The sequence below is a fragment of the Moraxella tetraodonis genome (assembly GCF_022359095.1).
GTDB classification, from domain to species: Bacteria; Pseudomonadota; Gammaproteobacteria; order Pseudomonadales; family Moraxellaceae; genus Faucicola; species Faucicola tetraodonis.
This window is the reverse complement of record NZ_JACSYB010000001.1, coordinates 1,082,620-1,105,529: the sequence shown is the minus strand read 5'-3', so window position 1 is coordinate 1,105,529 and position 22,910 is coordinate 1,082,620. Positions and strand designations below refer to the sequence as shown.

Annotated in this window: 21 protein-coding genes; 15 read left to right on the top strand and 6 right to left on the bottom strand. The window is 44.5% G+C overall.

Going from position 1 to position 22,910, the window contains the following annotated elements:
- Positions 1 to 2 precede the first annotated feature (2 nt).
- Positions 3 to 428 carry a hypothetical protein gene (locus H9W84_RS04965; protein ID WP_239742072.1) on the bottom strand — a complete coding sequence of 142 codons (426 nt, stop codon included), beginning with the start codon at positions 426 to 428 and terminating at the stop codon, positions 3 to 5.
- 145 nt (positions 429 to 573) lie between these two features.
- Here H9W84_RS04965 and H9W84_RS04960 point away from each other — a divergent pair, with 145 nt between their 5' ends.
- On the top strand, positions 574 to 1,065 hold the full coding sequence (locus H9W84_RS04960) for a hypothetical protein (RefSeq protein WP_239742070.1): 492 nt from the start codon (positions 574 to 576) through the stop codon (positions 1,063 to 1,065).
- Between the two features lie 68 nt (positions 1,066 to 1,133).
- On the opposite strand, the gene H9W84_RS04955 is transcribed toward H9W84_RS04960, so the two are convergent.
- Positions 1,134 to 1,526 carry a hypothetical protein gene (locus H9W84_RS04955; protein ID WP_239742068.1) on the bottom strand — a complete coding sequence of 131 codons (393 nt, stop codon included), beginning with the start codon at positions 1,524 to 1,526 and terminating at the stop codon, positions 1,134 to 1,136.
- A gap of 268 nt (positions 1,527 to 1,794) precedes the next feature.
- Here H9W84_RS04955 and H9W84_RS04950 point away from each other — a divergent pair, with 268 nt between their 5' ends.
- The 8 genes from H9W84_RS04950 to gspM all read left to right on the top strand — a co-directional run bounded on the left by H9W84_RS04950 (position 1,795) and on the right by gspM (position 8,440).
- Positions 1,795 to 2,493, top strand: a complete 699-nt coding sequence (locus H9W84_RS04950; RefSeq protein ID WP_239742065.1) for an alpha/beta hydrolase — start codon at positions 1,795 to 1,797, stop codon at positions 2,491 to 2,493.
- Between the two features lie 200 nt (positions 2,494 to 2,693).
- On the top strand, positions 2,694 to 3,818 hold the full coding sequence (gene zapE / locus H9W84_RS04945; protein WP_219331139.1) for a cell division protein ZapE: 1,125 nt from the start codon (positions 2,694 to 2,696) through the stop codon (positions 3,816 to 3,818).
- A gap of 44 nt (positions 3,819 to 3,862) precedes the next feature.
- Entirely contained in the window at positions 3,863 to 4,273 is a 411-nt protein-coding gene (locus H9W84_RS04940; RefSeq protein ID WP_239742063.1) for an FMN-binding negative transcriptional regulator, read from the top strand.
- A gap of 2 nt (positions 4,274 to 4,275) precedes the next feature.
- Positions 4,276 to 4,848, top strand: a complete 573-nt coding sequence (locus H9W84_RS04935) for a nitroreductase family protein (RefSeq protein WP_201664305.1) — start codon at positions 4,276 to 4,278, stop codon at positions 4,846 to 4,848.
- 88 nt (positions 4,849 to 4,936) lie between these two features.
- Positions 4,937 to 6,145: an NAD(P)H-dependent glycerol-3-phosphate dehydrogenase gene (locus tag H9W84_RS04930; protein WP_239742062.1), complete on the top strand. Its 1,209-nt coding sequence runs from the start codon at positions 4,937 to 4,939 to the stop codon at positions 6,143 to 6,145.
- Between the two features lie 33 nt (positions 6,146 to 6,178).
- Positions 6,179 to 6,631, top strand: a complete 453-nt coding sequence (sixA, locus tag H9W84_RS04925; protein ID WP_144917531.1) for a phosphohistidine phosphatase SixA — start codon at positions 6,179 to 6,181, stop codon at positions 6,629 to 6,631.
- Between the two features lie 36 nt (positions 6,632 to 6,667).
- On the top strand, positions 6,668 to 7,927 hold the full coding sequence (gene gspL, locus H9W84_RS04920) for a type II secretion system protein GspL (protein WP_239742060.1): 1,260 nt from the start codon (positions 6,668 to 6,670) through the stop codon (positions 7,925 to 7,927).
- A gap of 21 nt (positions 7,928 to 7,948) precedes the next feature.
- Positions 7,949 to 8,440 (top strand): type II secretion system protein GspM, encoded by a 492-nt coding sequence (gene gspM, locus H9W84_RS04915; protein ID WP_239742058.1) that lies wholly within the window; start codon positions 7,949 to 7,951, stop codon positions 8,438 to 8,440.
- 84 nt (positions 8,441 to 8,524) lie between these two features.
- Here the strand turns inward: gspM and H9W84_RS04910 are convergent, their stop codons facing one another.
- Both H9W84_RS04910 and H9W84_RS04905 read right to left on the bottom strand, forming a co-directional pair.
- Positions 8,525 to 9,217, bottom strand: coding sequence for a DUF2057 family protein (locus H9W84_RS04910; protein ID WP_239742056.1), 693 nt, complete (start codon positions 9,215 to 9,217; stop codon positions 8,525 to 8,527).
- Positions 9,218 to 9,294: 77 nt separating this feature from the next.
- Positions 9,295 to 10,080 (bottom strand): DnaA ATPase domain-containing protein, encoded by a 786-nt coding sequence (locus H9W84_RS04905; RefSeq protein WP_239742054.1) that lies wholly within the window; start codon positions 10,078 to 10,080, stop codon positions 9,295 to 9,297.
- A 352-nt stretch (positions 10,081 to 10,432) separates the two neighbouring features.
- On the opposite strand from H9W84_RS04905, the gene H9W84_RS04900 reads away from it, so the two are divergent.
- Positions 10,433 to 11,356, top strand: a complete 924-nt coding sequence (locus tag H9W84_RS04900; RefSeq protein ID WP_239742052.1) for a hypothetical protein — start codon at positions 10,433 to 10,435, stop codon at positions 11,354 to 11,356.
- A gap of 20 nt (positions 11,357 to 11,376) precedes the next feature.
- Here the strand turns inward: H9W84_RS04900 and H9W84_RS04895 are convergent, their stop codons facing one another.
- Positions 11,377 to 14,115, bottom strand: a complete 2,739-nt coding sequence (locus H9W84_RS04895) for a heavy metal translocating P-type ATPase (RefSeq protein WP_239742050.1) — start codon at positions 14,113 to 14,115, stop codon at positions 11,377 to 11,379.
- 187 nt (positions 14,116 to 14,302) lie between these two features.
- Between H9W84_RS04895 and mrcB the strand changes: the two genes are divergently transcribed.
- The 5 genes from mrcB to purH all read left to right on the top strand — a co-directional run bounded on the left by mrcB (position 14,303) and on the right by purH (position 21,701).
- Positions 14,303 to 16,900, top strand: coding sequence for a penicillin-binding protein 1B (gene mrcB, locus H9W84_RS04890; RefSeq protein ID WP_239742048.1), 2,598 nt, complete (start codon positions 14,303 to 14,305; stop codon positions 16,898 to 16,900).
- A 188-nt stretch (positions 16,901 to 17,088) separates the two neighbouring features.
- Positions 17,089 to 17,997, top strand: coding sequence for a 50S ribosomal protein L11 methyltransferase (gene prmA, locus H9W84_RS04885; RefSeq protein ID WP_239742045.1), 909 nt, complete (start codon positions 17,089 to 17,091; stop codon positions 17,995 to 17,997).
- 235 nt (positions 17,998 to 18,232) lie between these two features.
- Positions 18,233 to 19,411 (top strand): DUF3426 domain-containing protein, encoded by a 1,179-nt coding sequence (locus tag H9W84_RS04880; protein ID WP_239742043.1) that lies wholly within the window; start codon positions 18,233 to 18,235, stop codon positions 19,409 to 19,411.
- A gap of 228 nt (positions 19,412 to 19,639) precedes the next feature.
- Positions 19,640 to 19,969 (top strand): helix-turn-helix domain-containing protein, encoded by a 330-nt coding sequence (locus H9W84_RS04875; RefSeq protein ID WP_007116852.1) that lies wholly within the window; start codon positions 19,640 to 19,642, stop codon positions 19,967 to 19,969.
- A gap of 151 nt (positions 19,970 to 20,120) precedes the next feature.
- Positions 20,121 to 21,701, top strand: coding sequence for a bifunctional phosphoribosylaminoimidazolecarboxamide formyltransferase/IMP cyclohydrolase (gene purH, locus H9W84_RS04870; protein WP_239742042.1), 1,581 nt, complete (start codon positions 20,121 to 20,123; stop codon positions 21,699 to 21,701).
- 105 nt (positions 21,702 to 21,806) lie between these two features.
- Here the strand turns inward: purH and H9W84_RS04865 are convergent, their stop codons facing one another.
- Entirely contained in the window at positions 21,807 to 22,895 is a 1,089-nt protein-coding gene (locus H9W84_RS04865; protein ID WP_239742039.1) for a type I glyceraldehyde-3-phosphate dehydrogenase, read from the bottom strand.
- Positions 22,896 to 22,910: the final 15 nt, after the last annotated feature.

Below are 22,910 nucleotides of genomic sequence, written 5' to 3'. Positions count from 1 at the left end.
AATTAACCCAAATAAAGCTTATCAAAATCCAAATGGTGCACCCATTCTCGTAGTAGCAATACCTTGGCATAAAACGCTAGGTCATTGGGCATAGCTGGCAAATCTCGCAGTGAGCGATAGCCCGCTAGCACTGCAAAAGCTTTTTCTAGCATCTCAGCGCGAATATAGTCGCCATTGTTATCTTGCTCAAACGCGAGTAAGCGTAAATCCTCTGCCCCTATCACCTTTAATAATTCATCTTTGGGCAAGCTGGGTTTTAGCGGTGAAATAGCATCTTCTATGCGCATAATCGCCGTTTCCCATGCCAATTCAGTGGGTGGCAATGCGTGCAATGTCTCTGCAATTACTTTTAGCGTAAGCCCAATGTCCCATAGGTTATCTTGCAACGTTACACTGATGTGGTCAGCATTGACTGTTAACACTAACATAGCACGCCCTTTTGTTATTTTGATTCATTATAATTGGATTATGATTAAATAGCTTGATTGTCATTAAAATGCGCTCGTTTAACCGGTGGATTTGATTTTATAAAAAAAACCCTTATCTAATAACCATATAAATAAGGGGATAGCCATGTCAGAAATTCAATTTAATGCCAATTTAAAAAAAGCCGAAAGCGATGAGCCACTCACTGAGCAGCAATTAGAAGCACTGGCACAAAAACGCGCCTATTTGCAGGAGCAGGCTGAAGACATCATTGCGATTGCACAATTACAAAACAATTCTGCGCTTAACTGTTTACACAAAATCAATGTCTTAGGCGGTACCTCAGAAAAAGCTTACAGAGCGGTAAATACCCGTATCATAACCGACCAAGACCCACATGGCGCTTATCATGCGGTGGCAATGGCACAGTCAACTTCGGATTTGCCCTTTGATGTGCCTACCCTCGTAGATATTGTCATTGAGCAAGGTGAGCCAGCATTACAACTGCGGTTGTTAAAGCTATTTGATAGTCAGCCGATTGCTGCCGAGCCGATTCCAAAAATTCGTGACAGTATCAATCATTTAGGCGACAAAGCGGTGATTGCACAGCTTAATCAGCATTTGTTAAATCGTCAGTGATACCAAAACAATAAAGGTTAGGAACACTCCTAACCTTTTTTTATTGATAGATGATTTGACTTTGACAATTAGGGGCATTTAAAGGTGATGGTATATTCGTAATCATCATCGCGGGCAAGAGTTTTTTTGCTACCAAACACACTGCCAATCATGCCTATAGCTTGGTCAGCCGCGCGCCCCATGTTTTCATCCAACACGCCATTATACTGGTAGCTATCGGTCAACACGATGGGCGATTTTCCGCGGCACTGCTCGGTTGCGATATGTAACGCATTTACTTTGGCGATATTTTTGCTTTTGCCTAACCCAGTGGTTTCTAGGGTGTTGTTCGCGCGCTGTAGCACGGGTAAATTAGTTGGTGTACTTTGACAAGCAGATAAGCTCACTGCTGCAACCAGCGCGATAGTGGTAATTTTTAATGGGGTGATGTTTAATAAAGACGGTTTGAGAGATGATTTCATGATCTGCAGGCTGTCCCTTTTCAATAGCGGTGTTAAGTTTGTCATCAATTATCAATAATACAGTCAAATTCACCATTTCAATAATAAATTTGGTTGATGGCTTGTATTAGTGTGTGGTAAAAAGTGAGCCGCCGCAAGTGGTCTTACAAATCATAAAATCCGCGCAACAATTGGTTGGTTTGTTGATTTTCAAACTAGCTATTTTGGGTGAAATTGGTTAGCATGATGGGTGGTTTTTTTAAAGTTTTTTGCTTAGATTAGGACGATTATGCACTCACCTGCCCATTCACAATTAACCCATTCGCAATTAATAGATGCCCCTTGTGGTAAGCTTGAAGTTGACGCGCTTTGGCAAGCTGACTCAACGGGCGTTGCTAACCCAAACGCCACGTCGGTTGAGCGTGTTGCCATTCTTTGTCACCCAAACCCATTACAAGAAGGCACGATGATGAATAAAGTGGTGACCACCATGTATCGTTTTGCCCGTGACCAAAAAATGCACGTGGTACGCTTTAATTTTCGCGGTGTGGGTCAGTCAACGGGCGAGTATGGCAATGTGACAGGTGAAATCGAAGACGCCTTAACCGTGCTTCAATGGATTCATAGCCAAACCGAGGCGCGTAAGCTATGGATTGGCGGATTTTCGTTTGGCGGATTTATCGCCGCCAAGCTTGCTCAGCTTGTCAATGAACAAGGCGCATTTTTGGGAGTCGATGATTTTGACATCACGGATTTGGCCTTGATTGCCCCTTCTATTGAAAAGAACGACACCTCAGATTTGCTACTGCCCACCACGCAAACCTTTATGATTTATGGTGCGAATGATGAAGTGATTGCGCCAAGCTCGCTACAACAATTTGGGGAAAACTTTGGTATTCAAACGCACATCATTGACGATACAGGGCACTTTTTTCATGGTAAATTAGGGCAATTAAAACAGCTGCTTGAAGCGTTAAGTAGCAAATAAGGCAGTTTTTATTTTATCCTAGTTTCTGATTTATGTTTTTTATGGGTGTTTTTGATTCGGGTTTTTGGTGTATTTGACATCGTGAGCTATTTGGCAGTTTAATGCAGTCTATTTAATCGCATCTATTTATTTAATACCCCTACGTCAAAGCACGTTGAAATGGAATTTTGACAACTTTTTAATTTACGCTGAGAGATAACATGCCCAACTCAAATTTACGACCCTTACAACGCTATGAGCTTGCGCTAAAATCTGGTGAGTTTAGCGAAGACGCACAGCAGCGCGCTGCGATGATTTATTTGGACAATGTCTATGAACAAATCATGGAAAACCGCGCCAAACAACGTGGGCTGTTTAGCTTTTTAAGACGTACTGAGCCGCCCAAAGGGCTGTATATGTGGGGCGGCGTCGGTCGTGGTAAGACTTGGATGATGGATATGTTTTTTGAGTCGGTGCCTGCCGACAACAAAATGCGCCAACACTTTCACCATTTTATGAAACGGGTGCACGCCGAGCTTAACAAGCTACAAGGTCAACAAGACCCGCTACAAAAAGTCGCCGATATCATCCATAATGAAGCGGATGTGATTTGTTTTGATGAATTTTTTGTCTCCAATGTCTCCGATGCGATGATTTTGGGTGATTTGTTTACCATGCTATTTAAAAAAGGCATCACTTTGGTTGCCACATCAAACATCGCACCAAATGGCTTATATAAAAATGGTATTCACCGTGACCGTTTTTTACCTGCCATTGCCGAAGTTGAAAAAAACTGTACGGTAATGAACATTGACAGTGGTATCGACTACCGTCTGCGCGTATTGCAGCAAGCCGAACTTTATGTGTCTCCGTTGACCAAAGAAAACATCCACTGGCTTGCCAACCGCTTTACCGCGCTAAGCAACAACCAACACATTATCCAAGACCCCATTCATATCAATGGTCGTGATATCGCCATTAAAGGTCGCACCGAAAACACCCTGTACGTTGATTTTCGGGCATTATGTATGCAGCCGCGCTCAGCCAGCGATTTTATTGAAATCGCCAACGAGTTTAGCACGGTACTGGTGGACGACGTGCCTATACTAAACGATATTATCGCTGATCCGACAAGGCGCTTTATTTACCTCGTCGATGAGTTTTATGATCGCCGCGTCAAGCTTTTGGTACGTGCAGAACAGCCGATTTTACAACTGTATGATGGGCAAAAATTGGCGTTTGAGATTGAGCGTACGCGCTCACGGCTGTTAGAGATGCAATCAGAAGAATATCTCAAAGCAGAACATCGTTTGGATGAGATAAAAAAAGAAGATATGACCATTTAAATAATCCAAAGCCTTAATTGTTATGTAGGTGAGTGGCTTTAACGATGTATATTCCCAAAGATTTTTCCCAAACCGATTTTGAAGCCGTTAAAGATTTTATTGCTGGGTCGCCATTAGCAAATATAATGACATTAAACGGCGATTCGGTTGAAATTTGCCCTGTTCCGCTACTTTGGCAAGTAGATGAACAAAATCCGCTTGGCTATCAACTTAAACAAACTAACCCCAGTCATAAGCCTTGGTCTTTAAGTGATGCGCCAAGTGATTATATCAATGCCATGTGCCGCGCGATTGTGGGGGTTAAGTTGACCATTCATAATTTTGAAGCCAAATTTAAACTTAGCCAAAATAAAACTTTGGATAATCAGCAAGGCGTGATTGACGGTTTAACACAACTGCAATCAGCGACAGCGGATAATATGGCAACGCTAATCAATAACCTCTTTAAGGAATAAAAATGACAAATTCAGAAATTTTAGACTTTATCAAATCGCGCCGTTCAATCGGCAATCTTGTCGCCCCTGCGCCTACCCACGCACAAGTCGAACAAGCAATTGAAGTCGCCCTATCCGCCCCCGATCACAAGGATTTAAACCCGTACCGTTTTATCGTACTTGAAAACCAAGCGCTCAACACCTTAGGCACGGCGTTAAAAAATGCGGCGATAGCACAAGGTGAAACCGACGAGAAAACCCTCAAAAAAGCGGAAAATATGCCGCTGCGTGCGCCGATGATTATCGCGTGTGTGACCGATTTTAAACCCCATGATAAAGTCCCCCATTGGGAACAAGTAGCGGCAAGTAGTTGTGCGGTGCAAAATCTCCTCCTTGCCTTGTCGGCACAAGGGTTTGCCACCGTATGGCGCACCGGCCCACTTGCCAATGCGCCTGCCATCAAACAACTGTTTAATGTAACTGATGATAACCAAGTCATTGCTTTTGTCTATGTTGGAACAGCGGTGTCGACCATCCCACCGCGTTCTAAGATAGACGTCACACCATTTATTGTTTATGATAATGGCACAAACTAACGGCTAAGCTAGCCGTTTTTATATTTTGCTCATGTAAAGGGTGCCCTGTTGTCAGTATTTGCAGGACAAGTGGATTCAAGGATTTTCAATGAAAAAACCCCAGTTAGCAACCAATCTAAGTGAAAATTTAGAAAAGCTGAATGTCAATCGTGAAAAAGCCAGCAAGCTGTTTGCCGACGTCATTGAAAAAGCGGTCAAAAAGTCTAAACCAGACACCACAGCGGTATTAGAGACAGATTTAAACAATCAGCTCGCCAACCAACCTGCCCCCCTTAAAATTGCCGTGCTGGGCGGTGGTAGTTTTGGTACGGCAATGGCAAATTTATCGTCCAAAAATGGCTGCGAAGTCACGCTTTGGGTACGCGATAAACGCAGCGTCAAATCGATGCAAAAAACCCATATCAACAAAAAATATTTGCCCGACCATAAGCTTGATGAGCGCCTGCAATTTACCCATGATTTGCAAGCAGCCGTCAAAGGCAAAGATTTGATTTTTGTGGCAGTGCCTAGTGCTGCTTTTCGCGAAACCTTACAAAAAATTGCGCCTTTTATTAGCGCTCAAGCCATCGTGTCTCTAACTAAAGGTATGGAAAAAGATACCTTTGCGCTAATGAGTGATGTGATCGCAGATGAATTGCCCAATGTGGCTTTTGGCGTGATGAGCGGCCCCAATCTCGCCAAAGAAATCATGAATAATATGCCGTCTGCCACCGTGATTGCCAGCCAATCTGCAGCGCTACGGCTTGCCGTGCAGACAGCGCTGCACAGTGCGTTTTTTCGCGTGTTTGCCAGTGATGATTTAATTGGCGTGGAGCTTGGCGGCGCGCTTAAAAATATTTATGCCATTGCCATGGGCATGGCCGCTGCCTATGACATCGGGGAAAACACCAAAGCCATGATTTTAACCCGCGCATTGGCTGAGATGAGCCGATTTGGCGTCAAAGCGGGGGCTAATCCGCTGACCTTTTTGGGATTGTCGGGCGTGGGTGATTTGTATGCAACTTGTTCATCGACCTTAAGCCGTAATTACCAGATTGGTAATATGTTAGGGCGTGGCATGAGCCTTGACCAAGCCATCAAAAAACTGGGGCAAACCGCTGAAGGGATTAATACGATCCAGCAGGTGAATGAAAAAGCCATGAAAGCGGGTATTTATATGCCGATTACCCATGCCTTGCACGATATTATCTATGAAGACAAAGCGCCACTTGGGGTTGCGTTAAACTTAATGGAAGCAGGGTTTAGAAGTGATGTGGAATTCGTCATGCCGCATCAAGTGCAGCCAAAGCATAACTGACAAACATAACTTTAAATATTTTTAGGTAAATATATGCAATTAATTTTAGTTCGTCATGGCGATGCAGGGGCTTATACCCTGCCAGACCATGAAAGAAATTTATCAGCACTGGGTCAAGCCCAAGCTTCACAGACCGCGGCGTGGCTTGCCGAAAACTTTGAGCCCGATCATTTTATCGTCAGTCCTTACAACCGCGCCCAGCAAACACTTGCCCAAATCCAGCAATTTTTTCCCCATGTGCCTGTGACCACGTATGAGGGCATCACCCCTGATAACGATGCAGACATCGCAGTGGAGGCGCTAGGCGAATTGGTTGGCGACTGCATGGTGGTGGTTTGTCATATGAATATCATTGCTAAAATTGCCCATATTCTCACGGATGATCCCTTAGAGGGTTTTGCACTGGCTGAAGCGCGTGTATATGATATGGGTATATTGGCACCCAGTCTTGCCGCTGAGATCAAACGCTTTGTTCCCACCTGTTAGGTGATTTAATTTGTCAATTTTGTGTAGGACACTTCTGTGATTCATATTTGGTTGCCAACTCAGCATGCTGCCTTACGTTTATGGCAACAAACCACCCAGACTTGGCAAACGGCTGACGATTGGCAAACGCTTGCGACCCTTGCTAATCTGCAAACCACGCAATCAGCCAAGCTACAAGCCTGTCTCTATTTTCCTAGTGTCAGTTTATTAACAATCCAGCCTACCCTTTCAGCAAGCCAGCTCAACGCTTTGGGCGATACCGGCAGACGCTATTTATTTGAAGATATCAGCATTGGGTCGGTAGACGATTTACAAGTCAAAATTCAGCCAACGGTCAGCAATAGCGAGTTACCCGCGTTGTTTGGGCTTCATGCTGCCGATATTCATTCATGGATCAATGCTGCCTCGTTGGCAGGTATTGAAATAATCGCTTTACTGCCAGATTTTTTATTGTTGCCGACCATAGATACTAGTATGAATACTAGGGCTATACCTACTACAAGCGCGGTGTATTACCAAGATCCAGATACCCAGTTATTAAAACTCCATACTTATCACGGCATGGCGGTTAGTTTTTTACCGCTGGTAATCACCAAATTACCCATGCTAGAAACGCTATATTTAACAGGTTTTCACGATGAAACCGTTGCTCAGCAATTAGCCAGTATGCCTAATTTATCCATAGAATCGTCTGAGTTGTTGCCTACCCCAATCAAAGACCCGGTCAGACATTTTTTTAACTTTGCGACAATCAAAGGTAAAACGACGCTTGCGCCTTATGCCAAAGTCATCGCCCTAGTCACGGTTTGTGCGCTGCTGACAGCCTTTGTGGTCGATGCGCTTCGTTGGTATTATTATAACCAAGCACAAAAACAAGCCGCAACTTTGCTGGCGCAGCAATACGCCCAGTGGTTCCCCAATGAGCCGCTCAGTAGCAAACTCACCCTACAACGACAGTTATCTGGCAAATTAACCACCCAGCAATCAGCCACGCCAAACCTACTTCAGACATTGTCGTCCATACAGCCGGTATTGCAGCAGTACCAACTGACCGCCAAGCAGCTTAATTTTCAAAATAATCACTTACAACTGCAGCTTTTATCATCAAGCGCCGATTCATTAAACAAAGCCGTCAATGACATGGTAAACAAAGGGATAAAAGCCAAGCTAGGGTCTGTGGATGCTGCTATGCCCGCTGCAATGTCTTCGAATACTGCCAGTGCGGTTTCCAGTGCAGTGGAGCCAACTTCTGCTGGCAGTGCCCTTGCCATGATAGATATTGAATTGGCAGACTAAACCTACGACTGAGATGAATTTATGAAACCGCACCCCTCACTGAGCCAATCCCTGCAAAAACTAACCACGCCTCTGGGTCATGCCTTTCAAAATTTATCACGTCGTGATCAGATTGCGCTGCTGATATTGGCAATTTTCTTGCTTTTTTTTGTGGTTGGTGTCGGTGGTTGGACGCTGCATAGCAAAGCCAACCAAGCACAAAAAAAATACGATGACACCATGGCAGATGTGTTTTGGCTACGCAGTCAAGCAGGTAACATCAATCCCAACCAAACCCAACCAGTCAGTCAAGCCGATGCTATCAAACAAATACTTAGCCAATCAGGTATTGTCAATGCGCAAGTGGTCGAGAATGGCAATACTATCCAAGTTGCTTTTAGTCACGCGCAGGCCAGTGTAATCACCAATATATTTAATCAGTTTGAACAACAAGGTATCCGTATACAGCAACTACAAATCAACCAGCCAGCCCTCGATAAACTTGAAGTACAATCTGTCTTATCTATTAACTAATGGTAAAACTAAGCAATGGTAAATGACCATAAAAAACGATGCACTTGGCATCGTTGTTTTGGCGCATGGGGGCGCATGGGGTGATTATTTTTGCACCCACTGACGAATTTTATCACGCTCTGCTGGCGTTGCTCTCAACCATAGCTGCATAAATTGATCCAGACTATCCGATGAACTGACCGTGGTCACAACAGCTTGATTGCCATATTGATTACTAGGTTGATTGATAGCGGGAATCGCGCCGCCTGATTGTCCTAAGGCATTGATGGTTTGTTGATTGGCTTCAACCGCTTTTGAGCTACCACCAAACACACCGCCTAACGCATTACCCAACCCGCTAAAAATGCTTGAACTACTGCTTGAGGTAGCTTGCTGACTTGCAATGACTTGCTTGCCTTGTAGCACCGCTAGTGTGGGTTGTTTGACATATTCTTTGGCCGCATTATAGTCTTCTGGTTGGCCTAGCATATCCAACACATACGTTTGATTGTCGGCAAGCTCTACCGGAACGCTAATATTGCTTGAACGTAACACATCGTGATTGTCACCGCGCAGCTCGTACAACCGATTGTACTTGGCAGTAATCACATGTTTGCCTGGCTCAAGTTTGTAGGTTTTTTGCGGCTTTGAAAGCAAGCCGTTTTTGACTTCTTGACCATTAATGGCAGTCACCACGGTATTATCAGTAACATTCAAGGTGACTTGGGCAAATGTTTGTGTGGTTGCTAACACGCCCGCAGTCAACGCAGCAGCCGTCCATAAGTACTGTTTATTCATAGGATATCCTGTTGTTTTACACCAAACTGTTAATGGATTCTAACCCATTTATCACGCAATTCCTATGACAAACCCCATCAAAAATCTAAAAAATTTTCATTTTCTGCAATTTCATCAAAGTCCGCCAATTCAAAATTGAGCGTTAAATTATCAATGATGTTCATCGCATCTTGAATTTTGGCTTTGCTCACTTTGTTTAATGGGGTGCGTTCCATGTTAGAAAACAATGGCTGCAATTCGTTTAACACTGCCAACATCGCGCCGATGCGATGTGGACCTTCATTGAGCAAATAGTCAATGATGCGCGGGTCAAAGTGCCAATGACGACGGCGTAATACCGATTCCAAAATCAGCTGTCTATCAAGCCTATCACTGCCCGTTGGCAATTGAAAAGTCGCGGCTCGAGCAAGCCTTGATAGCAAATCTCGCAGCTCAAAATTTAACGCCTTGACAGGCAATCGACTGGCAAAGATAATTTTATTGCCGTATTCTTGCGATAAATTAATCAGATGAAAAACTGCTTCTTGCCACTCAGGATGACCTTGAATTTCATCCATATCATCAAGCGCAATCACTGTGGTATTCTCTAGCGATGACAACACCATGGCATCCATATTGGCGTTTATCAGTTCACGCAGCGACAGATAAATAACAGATTGGTCGATATCACGGAAGGATTCGCAGATAGCGTTGAGTAGATGGGTTTTACCTGTATCGCGCTCGCCGTATAGATACAGCTGCGTCAACAGTCCTACATGCATTTGGCGCACCACATCGATGATGGATACCCAGCCTGGACCACTAAAGTCGCTGATACTCGCGGACTGCTTGATATTTAAGTTTAGACTTAATTGTTCCGACATTCATGCACTCGCAATCGGTAAGATATCCCTTTTTGAAAATAAATCATAAACCACTATACATATAGTGCTGCCCAGTTAGCCACCCAATGTTTGAAAGTTTAAAAGCAAAAAATTCAAGCGTCTAACTAAATTTTGACTATTATAACCTAAATTTATGAAATAGCTACTCACGCGCCTTTTGCCCCGTGTCGGGTTATTTCAAATTTAGTTACCTTTCTTATTTACTTTTTAAAACACTCAAGAAAAAAAAAGTCAATACCATTATAGGACTGAATGCGATGATATAACCAAAGATTGTACATGTCTTATCATTTTAGTAGTATATTTGATTATCTTTGTAATGGAGACCCCTATGTCTTTTGTTAACCAATGGCGTGATGCGAATTTTTCTAGACCATTACATATCACTATAAGCACCTTGAGCGCTATGGGGCTAGGCTTGGGACTTACCGCCTGCCAACCCACCCCTGAGACAAATAACCAAGCCGGCGACACTGCCCCTTCACCTTCTAACGTACCTGAAGTCATCATTGCCCAAACCCCAGCCAGTATCCCACCTGCCACAGTCGGGTTAAAACGCATGGATTTTCCGGTGTATTTGGCAGGTGTGCCCAATCTACTGCATCCGATTATTCCGTCAGTGCCTATCAATCGCAAATATGACAGCGATGCCAGTGATGCTAAAAAATCACCCGTTAGTTACTTTCAAGAAGTTGCACCCTATGATTTTCAAAGCAGTGTTTACAATATTGTGTTTGAAGGGCTAAAAACGGGGCAAGTACACCGGCTGTTTCCACACGATAACTTTGTGATAAGAGCGGTGCACACGCCCTTGGTAGATTTAACCCAAGATGACAAAACAGCGCAGAAAAAAGCTGCCATCACGCAAACTGCACCCAACCAACCACAAGCCGCTAAAGAAGCAACCAACCCATTGGCAGTCAAAGTCGGCAATACCTTACTGCTAGGCTATTTTATCTATGAAGTCAAAGAGATAGCTGATGATAATGACAATAAAACCAATCTTGATCAGCAGCTTACCTTGTACTTAAGCGATTTAAATGGCAAAAATTTATTGAAACTCACCCCTAATAATCAATATTTTAAACATTATAAATGGCTGCCTGAGACCAAACGCTTTTACTTTTCAACCCAAGCTGATACCAATGGCGATCGGGTAATTGATGAGAATGATAAATACTTCTACTATTTCATCGATTTTGCCAAAAACGCGCAAATAGTCACGGCGTATGATTTTAGTAAGCCAAAAGCATAAAGCTTTGATAAATTGCGCCGTTAAGCGCGTTTGAGACGTAACGCATTGAGCACCACAAACAGTGAGCTCAATGACATACCAATCGCAGCCAACCAAGGCGGCACATAGCCTAACGCAGCGGGTATCAGTACGATAAAGTTATACCCGAGCGCCCATTTGAAGTTTTGGGCAATAATGCGATCGGTCTTGAACGCCACTTCACGCGCTTTTGCCACGGCTTGGATTTGACCATTGAGTACCAAGGAGTCACTGGAGACTTGCGCCAAATCTGCCGCACCCGCCATAGCAGTTGAGATGTTGGCAGCGGCAAGTACCGGCGCATCATTTACCCCATCCCCGACCATTTGCACGATGTGTCCTTGCTGCTGCAGGGCTTTTAAATGTTGTACCTTATCATTCGGAGTAAGACCTTTATAAACTGTGTCAATACCAAGCTCGCGCGCTACTTCAAACGCCTGAGCACTGGGATCACCGGTGAGCATCAATACCTGCGCGCCTTGGTCTTTGAGATGTTTAATGCTAGCTAAGGCGCCTTCACGGACTTTATCATGAAAATAAAAATGCGCCAGTGGCTGCCATTTTTTACTTAGGCTATCTTGTCTTGATAAGGTCACACTGGTGCTGGCTTGGTGCTTGATAAGATTTGGCAGTAACCCATCGTCTAATCCTGATTGCACTGCAAAACCGTGATGACCTAGACGGTAACTTAGCCCATCAATCGTGGCCTGCAGGCCGCCCCCTGGAATGTGTACCAAATCGCTGGTAGTGGGCAAATGCATTTGCCGAGTCATTGTCAATAACGCATGGGCAATGGGGTGACGACTACCCACTTCAAGGCTCGCTGCAATACTTAAAAAATGGTTTTTTATCTCGTCTTCGTTTTTGGCGTCATCTTCAGTAAAATCCACTGACGGATTTTGTTTAACACTATACGGCATATCCAGCGTTTCAATCGCCATCAAATTGGGTTGACCGTACGTCAATGTACCGGTTTTATCAAACGCCACATGGGTGACTTCAGCGAGTGTGGTAATGGTATGCCCGCGCGTCGCCAAAAACCCAAGGCTCGCTAATCGATTGGTAGAAACGGTTAATGCGATGGGTGTGGCCAATGACAAGGCACAGGGACAAGTAGCGACCAATACGGCAACCGTTGCCCAAATGGCATGACTCGGCTCGATAAAATACCAGGCCAAAAACACCATACTGGCAATCACCAGTACCCGCGCGACAAACCAGCGTGCCAGTCTGTCTGCTTTTAAGGCGATTTGCGGTTTTTCACTGAGCGAGCGATTCACTAGCCTATCAATCACGCCCATTTGGCTGTCATTGGGTAATGTGGTGATTTGCATCACAAACGGCTGACTGTCATTTTGGCTACCGCCCACAATGTTATCGCCCAAGCGTTTGATGATTAAGTCACTCTCACCGGTCAATAGACTTTCGGACACCGTGGCACTATCCGACAGCAAAATACCATCACTGATGATACTGCTACCGGCATCAATGCGGACAATATCACCAACTTTTAGCGACTGCGCCGAGACCATTTGCTCATTATCACCCCTATTGGCAGGGTCTGCACTAAGTGACTGATAAAAAAGGTCTTTATATTGACTGGCATATAGCGCTACTTGTGAGGTATCCATATTCTCTAGCGCTAACGGCGCTTCATGACCCAGCTTTGCGACCAACACAGGTTCGACGACCACCAAATCATTGGCTAAATTGGCAGCTTTTAGCCTGGCATTGTGCTCGACAAATTTGCCCGCCAATAAGAAAAATATCAGCATACTAACCGAGTCATAATAGGTCTCGCCTGTGCTAGTCAATGTCGCATATAGACTTGCCAAAAAGGTAATGACAATAGCGATACTAATCGGCACATCCATATTGACTTGGCGGGCTTTAATCGCTGACCACGCCGATTGAAAAAATGGCAACCCTGCAATCAAAAACACAGGAATACTAACAAACAGCGATACCCAGCGTAAAAATTGCCGATCGTTGACGCCGATACCTGAATATTCCCCAAAATATAGCGCCACTGCAAACATCATCGCTTGCATGGCACCCAATGCCGCAATGCCCAATTGAAACAACATACGGCGATTATCTCGCTTGAGCATCGCCTCATGGGTATCTTGCCGATAGGGTTTGGCATCATACCCAATGGCTTGCACATTTGCCAAAATTTGGCTAATCGGCAGTTTTTTGTCATCCCATACCACGCGCATCCGTTGATTGGTAAGGTTGACTTGGCAAGTGTCCATGCCATCAAGGCGATACAATTGGGTTTCAATCAGCCAACTACAGGCAGCACAGCGCAAATTGCTGATTGACAGCTCAGCAACGCTTTGCCCTTGCTGATGATAGATAAATTGCGATTTGATATCGTCGTGATCATAGGCTTGTAGCTGATATAACGAATCAGGGAGACTGGCAGTACGATTGATTTCACTGCGGTCAAGATAGTATTGCTCAAGCCCCGCCTCGATGATACTTTGCGAAGCAAGCTGACAGCCCATACAGCACATCGCCCGATCTTCACCCAATACATGGGTAAAAAATGGCGGGCTTGGTAGCGGGTCGCCACAATGAAAACAATGCCCTTCCTCTGGCAACACCAGCTCCACATCTTGATATGTGGTAGTAAATTTGCTATCTGCTTCAACAAGCGTACGGCTAGGCACATCGGTCACAACCGACCGCTCAATATCCGATTGTTTTGCCCCAAATTGGCTATTGTTTAGCATCATCAAAACCCCTAGGGCAAACACCCTAACTTACCCAAAAATGACTGTTATTGTACTCCAAAACCGTGTATTAAAGTTCAAAAATCCTGTATAAACGTGGCAAAATAGCACGATGTTAACATTGTATTTTGGCGTATTTTGGGTCATGATAAAGCACTTTTTTATACCCTTGATCGTGACGCATTTTTGTATGAATTCAACCGTTATCTCTGCCGCTAAAAATCACCAAAACTCGCCTAAATTCCAGCATAACTCAAACCAACAAGGGATGTTTATCCTGAGCTTCATCTTTGTGGTGGCAGTATTGGGCGGCTTGGTCTTGCTTGGGTTATATTTGATGCGCCAAGATAACATCATCACCCAAAAATTTGAGGGCAAACGCTGGAATATCCCTGCAAAAGTGTACTCGCAACCGTTAACGTTATCGGTGGGTAATCCCCTTAGCGATGATGAATTAGAAAATTGGTTAAACTTACTCACCTATGCCCCTGACAAAAACTATGACAATGCCGGCACTTTCACCAAAAAAAATGGCGAGTACTATATTCATACCCGCGAATTTAAATTTGCCGCCAACGATACTGAGCCATCGCAAATTATTAAGGTCACGCTCAAAGATAACCAAATTGAAAAATTACAAAGTACCCATCCCAATCCATCGGGCGTGGCGCGGGTTGAGCCCATTTTTATTGGCGGTATCTATCCAGACAACAATGAAGATCGCATCGTTTTAACCATCAATGACTATCCCCAGCCATTAATTGATGCGCTGGTGGCAACTGAAGACCGCAGTTTTTATCAGCATCACGGCGTGTCTATCCGCGGGATAGGACGTGCGGTTTATAGCAATTTTATGGGCGGTTCACGCCAAGGCGGCTCCACCATCACCCAGCAACTGATTAAAAACTTCTATCTCAACTCAGACCGTACTATCAAACGTAAAGCCAATGAAGCGGTGATGGCGATTTTGCTTGAAATGCATTACACCAAAAGTGAGATTTTGCAAGCCTATATGAATGAGATTAACTTAGGTCAAAATGGCAATCACTCCATTAACGGGTTTGGACTTGCCTCGCAGTTTTACTTTAACCGTCCGCTAAAAGAGCTTCGACTCGACCAAATGGCGATGCTCGTAGGGCTTGCCAAAGGTCCTACCCAGTACAATCCGCTACGCTACCCCGATGCTGCCCTAAAACGCCGTAACGTGGTGCTGAGTAATATGCTGATAACCGGTAAAATCAGCCAACAGCAATATGATGAAGCGGTGCAACAGCCACTGAGCGTCTCTTACAATCCTGTGATTGGTAAAACGCGTTTTCCTGATTATCTCGACGTGGTCAAGCGAGAACTCACCCGTACCTATGATGCCAACGATCTCAAAAACGAAGGGTTAAGAATATTTACCAGTTTTGACCCCAATGTTCAAAAAACCGCGACCAATGCGGTCATTCAAAGCATCAATCAGTTAAAAAAAAGTAATCCAAAACAGCTCACTAATTTGCAAGCTGCCCTAGTCAGCGCCAATCCCAACACCGGTGAACTGCTCGCTGTGGTGGGAAGTAGTCGTGATTTTACCGGTTTTAATCGCGCCGTCGATGCCAAGCGCCAAGTTGGCTCTTTACTCAAACCGATTATTTACTTAACCGCATTTGAGCAGGGTCGTTACAATTTATCAAGCAGTGTCGATGACAGCCCGATTGTGCTAAAAATGACCGATGGTAAGACATGGGCACCCAGCAATTACGGTGGCGGCAGTCATGGTATTATCCCCCTCACCAGCGCTTTAGCCAATTCCTATAACCAAGCCGCGGTGCGTGTAGGCATGGAAGTCGGTATTCCCAATTTTTTAAATCAATTGTACCGTATGGGTATCAGTAGCCCATTGCCCAATTATCCTTCTACCTTGCTTGGCGCGGTAAATCTATCGCCCATGGATATGTTGGGGATTTATCAAGTACTGGCAACAGGTGGCTTGCGTCATGAAATTCATACCATTCGCACGATTATTGATGATCAAGGACGAGTGGTTCAGGGCATGGAACAAAAAAATCAACAAGTCATCAACCCCACGGCTGCCTATCTCACCAATTATGCAATGCAGCAGGTCATCAAGCAAGGTACCGCCAAAGCGGCGCTAGCGCTCGGTGACAACCTCAATCTTGCAGGTAAAACAGGGACTACCAATGATTATCGCGATGCGTGGTTTGCAGGCTATAGTGGCAATGTGGTCAGCGTTGTTTGGGTCGGTTTAGATGACAACAAACCCACCGGTCTAAGTGGCGGTAATGGCGCTTTGCCGATGTGGATGAATTTTATGAAGCAGCAAAAGCTTACCCCGGTTAATCTCATCGCGCCAGGCAATATCGAATGGCTATGGATGGAAAACGGCAAATCACAATTATCCAATGAAAAATGTCCAAATGCCATCTATGTACCTGTTGATACCGAAAATCTACCGCAAGATAGTAGTGAATGTGCGGTACAGCTATACCAAAGTGAGCAAGAAGCAAGATTTGCCGCCCAGCAACAACAGGCAATGAGTGAGTTTGGACAAAGCCAACAACAGCGGTATGACAATATTGAGCGCAGACAAACCGATGAAGATACCATTGGCAATCAGCCACCTGCAGCCAATCGCTACCAAAATGAGAATGCCAATACGGGAAATACCCAGACTGACCCTAATACCCCCAATAACGGCGGCGACCCGACCCATACCAACCAACCACTCAATGCAGCGCCGCGCTCGCAGTCTTGGTTAGAAAAATCGGTCAAAGAAATGTTTTAAGGACGATAACAGGCAAACCTTCTTATTTGCCCTTGCCCTTGCCGTTAGGTGTCTTGGCTTAGGTGTGCCAAGCAATAACATGGGCGTTTTCATTTTTGAGTCACATCGCATTTTTGGCTGAATGCGTTTATACTACCAAGCCATACCCTTTAGCTTTTTATTTTACTTTTTATTTTTAAGGACTGTTTATGCCTTGGCAGCAATTACATATTCAATGCGAAAAATCGCAAGCCGAACTGGCGGAAACCTTGATGCTAGAAGCCGATGCGCTCAGTATCAGCTTAGATGATGCAGGTGACCAACCGCTATTTGAACCATTGCCCGGTGAATCGCCATTGTGGGATGATGTGATTGTGACTGGGCTATTTGATGGCGATTGTAATTTGGAAACTTTGAGTCAAGATATCGCCAATGATGTGGTGGCAACACGCGTGTGGACCAGCCGAGTGGATGACAAAGATTGGGAACGTGAGTGGATGAAGAACTACCATCCCATTGAATGTGCCAATGGACTTTGGATTGTGCCCAAATGGATGTCACCGCCGAACCCCAATGCGATTAACATCATCATGGATCCAGGCTTGGCATTTGGCACAGGTTACCATGCAACCACCCGTCTTTGCATTGATTGGCTGACAGAACAACCTTTGCAAGGTAAAGTGGTGATTGACTATGGGTGCGGCTCAGGTATTTTGGGCATTGCGGCGCTTTTGCTAGGGGCAAAACAGGTGTATGCGGTCGATATTGACCCCCAAGCGGTATTAGCTACCCATCAAAATGCCGAGCGCAACAAGGTAGCAAATCAGCTTCAGGCATTTTTACCTGAGCAATTTAGTGACTATTGTAAAGAGCAGGCTATTTTGCCCGTGGATTTGATTACCGCCAATATTCTAGCCAAACCGCTAATGAGCCTTGCCCCTTATTTTGCGACATTATTGAAATCTCAAGGTAGTATTGTGTTGGCAGGTCTGATTGAAAACCAAGTGGAAGACGTAAAAGCTGCCTATCAGCCTTATTTTGAGATGGATGGTGAATTCACCTTTAGCGCGCAGGAAGATAGACATTGGCATCGCCTCTCGGGTTTTCGCCGCGAGTAGAACAAGTCGCGATTGGTATAAAAAGCCTTACAAGGCGGTAAGGCTGTCAGGTTGCTCGTCAAAGCCTAGTAACAGCCTAACAACATAGCTAGTAACTTCCCTAGCAGCCTAGTAAGCATAAATTCTAGAAAATTTGTTGACTTTATTTTTTATTCGTCATTAAATGATTTAACACACGACATTATTAACAATCAAAGACGCAAACTAAAAATGCTAAAAGGGAAGTGATGTTGCGATGAATTTGTACAATGCCAAATGCCCAAACTGCCAACATGCATTTAAAATCAACGATGAACAGTTAGCCGTTAGACATGGGTACGTTCGTTGTTCCCATTGCAAAACCATTTTCTCAGCCGCTGAACAACTAGAACAAAAAAAAATTGCTAACAACAATCCGCTCTCAAGTCCAAACCCTCAGACGTCTTCGGCGCTCATCGACGATAAACCTGAGGGTATTTTATTTGATGATGAGTCAGGTCTTGATGAAGCCGGTAATCTCATTGTCAATGAACCCGTTAAACCCACTTCACCGTATGCCTTGTCAAAATCTTCGCCCACATCAGCCAAAGCTAAATCAAACAGCACCATAGATGACTTAGAGATTATAGACAATTTTGACCAACTGCCCATAGCCAAAAATACCAACCCCAAAGTATTGATTGGCGATGAGGACGCCGTTGAAGCGATAGACCTCGCCCAAGATAACGAGACGTTAGGCGATGAGCAGGCTTGGCTGCTAAGTTTAATGGCACAAGCGGATGACAACGAAGCAGCGGACGACACAGCCGGCGCCAAGCGAAGCATGGATGGGGTGTTTAACACAGATATTTTTGACCAAATTCCGATTGATACTCGTAGTGAGCAACAAGCAGATTTGTTAGCCTATCAACAAAAGATTGATGAACGCTTGTCACAACAAGTTTCCTCGCAGCAATTGGCGAATGCAAAAATTTTTAATATGCGCATTATTTGGGGATTAGGTAGCTTATTATTAGTCTTTTTGTTAGCCGCGCAATATATTATTTTTAACATCGACACCCTAATCACTTCAAAAGCAAACGCCGCCCTGCTCTCAACTATTTGCCATAAAATCCCTGCCTGTCAATTGCCTATCGCTGATACGGGTCTTATTGATGTGCAGATGCTAGCGCTTGCCCATTCATCCAAACTAGCGGGGAAAACTGACTTGGTATTTACTCTGACCAATACCACGGATAATAATATTGTCTATCCGAGTGTTAAGGTTTCACTACGCAGTGGCAACACCATACTCGCGCAGACGCTACTTACCCCTACAGACTATCTAGAAGCGGGTAACAACTATTTGATGCCGCATCAAATAAAACCCGTCAAATTGCGTATTGACTTTCCAAAAACCAAAGTTCAAGCCGCTAATATTGAGCTGATTTATTAAATTTTTTTGGCTTGATTACAGCGGTGCTAAATTGAGTCCCTATCGCACCCACGATTTAGCGCAGAATTTTACATATTACAAACAACTTAAACTTGCTATCGCTTTTATAATTGTTTTAGTATAAGTATCGATAACTTTATTATTCGTCCGTATATTTAAGTTTTATTTAATTTATAAACCACGAATTATTCAATAAATTTGTCAGCAACTTTAGTTTGAGAATCTGTTATGCCCAATTCTGTTGCTTTACAAAATCGCGCCAAGTATTCCAATATGTCAGATACCCCATCTAACCCATACACTACCCATACCCCATCGCAAACTTCTCCCAGCGCAAGCCTAGCTCATCACATTGAGCTTGTGGTGCGAGAGTACTTTGATAATTTAAAAGAACAACAACCGACCCAACTTTATGAGCTTATGTTGTCACAATTTGAAAAACCGCTAATCAGTGTCGTCCTTGAACACACCCGCGGCAATCAAACCAAAACCGCCGAGATTTTGGGACTTAATCGCGGTACATTGCGGAAAAAACTCAAAACCCACCAATTATTATAATTGATAAAAATACCCGCTTTTTTATGATAAGATATCGCCATATTTTGGGATTAATAGAGTCGGGGTATGAAAGCCAATCAGTCAGTTCGTCATAACTGACTTTTTGTTTTTTCTGCACCCAGTATTTTTTTGTCAACGAGTCGAGTCAATTATGAATCAATCTTATGCATTGCTCTCTGTTTCTGATAAATCGGGTATTGTGGATTTTGCCAAAGGTCTAATCACCCACGGTTTTCGTCTACTATCAACAGGCGGCACCTACAAACTACTCAAACAACATGACTTAGCAGTGACTGAGGTCGCAGAATACACAGGTTTTGCAGAGATGATGGATGGTCGGGTAAAAACCCTGCATCCAAAAATTCATGGCGGTATTTTAGGTCGCCGCGGCACTGATGATGCCATTATGCAAGAACATGGTATCGACCGCATTGACATGGTCGTTGTCAATTTATATCCATTCGCCCAAACCGTTGCCAACCCGAATGTCACCAAAGAAGACGCCATCGAAAACATTGATATTGGTGGACCTACCATGGTGCGTGCCGCGGCAAAAAATCATGACCATGTCAGCATTGTGACAAGCCCCAACGATTATGCAGCAATCTTGGGCGAGCTAACAGCAAACGGCCGCATCAGTGATACCACCCGATTTGATTTAGCGGTAAAAGCATTTGAGCATACCGCACATTATGATGGTATGATTGCCAACTTTTTAGGCAACCGCCTGCAAAGCTTTGAATCGGCTGACCAATTCCCGCGTACTTTTAACGTGCAAATGGACAAAGCGCAAGACTTACGCTATGGTGAAAACCCGCATCAACGAGCCGCTTTTTATGTCGAAAAAGCCCAGGTAAATGCTCAAAAAGAAGCCAGTATTGCCACCGCCAAGCAATTACAAGGTAAAGAACTATCTTACAATAACATCGCAGATACCGATGCGGCATTAGAATGCGTGAAATCGTTTGATTTGCCTGCGTGTGTCATTGTTAAACACGCCAATCCTTGTGGTGTGGCCGTGGATGCCGACTTAACCCATGCTTATCAAAAAGCCTTTGCCACTGACCCAGAATCTGCGTTTGGCGGTATCATTGCCTTTAACCGTGAATTAGATATCAAAACGGCAAAAGCGATTGTGGATCAGCAATTTGTGGAAGTCATCATCGCCCCAAGTGTTGCCGACGGCGTACTCGATGTCACATCTGCCAAGAAAAATGTGCGTGTGCTAGTCTGCGGTGAATTACCAAACCCAAGTGAGCGCCAAGCTCAATTTGACTTCAAACGCGTCACTGGGGGTTTATTGGTGCAAGCGCAAGATTTGGGCTTAGTTACTTTAGATGATTTAAAAGTGGTGACAAAAGTACAGCCGACTCAGCAACAATTCGATGATTTGCTATTTACTTGGCAAGTCGCCAAATATGTGAAATCCAACGCGATTGTGTATGCCAAAGATGGGCGTACCATTGGGGTAGGCGCAGGTCAAATGAGCCGCGTCAACTCAGCACGTATTGCCGCGATTAAAGCTGAGCACGCTGGTCTATCGCCTGTGGGTGCGGTAATGGCATCAGATGCCTTCTTCCCATTCCGTGATGGTATTGACAATGCCGCAGCGGTGGGAATTAAGGCGATTATTCAGCCCGGTGGCTCCATGCGCGATGACGAAACCATCGCTGCAGCCGATGAACATGGCATTGCGATGGTGTTCACCGGTATGCGTCATTTTAGACATTAATTTTTGTTAGGCATAAAAAAGGCGAAACCTAGTCAGTTTCGCCTTTTTTAATTGATAATTTTTTTCTTTTTATAGCTTCGTTAGTGTTTATAGCTGAGCTTAGGTTTAGAGTTTGGCTAAGGTTTGGCAAATATCGAGCATGCGATTGGCGTAGCCCCATTCATTGTCATACCAAGCAAACACTTTAAACTGCCGCCCCACGCTCATGGTCTGTAAGCTATCAATCACCAATGAATGCGCATCATGGATAAAGTCACTGGACACCAATGGCTCATCGCTGTAATCCATGATACCCGATAAATCTTGTTCACTGGCATGTTTTAACAGCTGATTGATAGCGGGAACATCCGTGGCTTTGTCAAAGGTAAATGTCACATCAATTGCCGCGACATCCATGGTCGGTACGCGGATAGAATACCCATTCACCTTGCCTGCCATATGCGGCATCACCCGATTGACCGCAGCGATACTACTTGATGTGGTTGGGATAATGTTATGCCCAGAAGCCCGTGCACGGCGCAAATCACGGTGGACTTGGTCAAGCACAGTTTGGTCAGCGGTCACCGCATGGATTTCGGTCATCATTGCTGATTCGATACCATAGGCATGATGCAATACATATAGTAAAGGCACGAGCGCTTGGGTGGTACACGACACGCTGGATAAAATCTTTTTATCACGGCTAAGCTCATGGTCATTGACGCCCACTACGATACTGGCATCTACATAATCAAACGGGGCAGCCCCAATCATCACCTGTTTGGCGCCCGCGATAATATGCTGTGACGCCTGTTCATAGCTACGAAAATGACCTGTGCTCTCAAGCACCATGTCGATGCCCAGTTTTTCCCAAGGTAATTTAGTGGCAAGGGGCTGCTGTATCAATGCAATTTTTTGCCGAAACTCCCCTTGGCTTAATAGCAAAAAATGCTGTTGTTTTTCCCCCAAATCCAGCGTTTTTAATTCAATATGGATATCACTGACCGCCGATAATCGACCGTGGGTACTGTCATATTTGAGTAAATGTAGCAGGGTTGCTGGCTCAGCAATATCATTGATGGCGACGATATTTAACGGCTGTAATTGTAAAGGATTTTGACAAAACCGTTCGATATAAGCACGTAGCACGTTGCGCCCAATACGACCAAAGCCATTAATAGCGATGTTAAAAGGTTTGATGGTAGAAGCATTCAATCAGGGATATTCCTT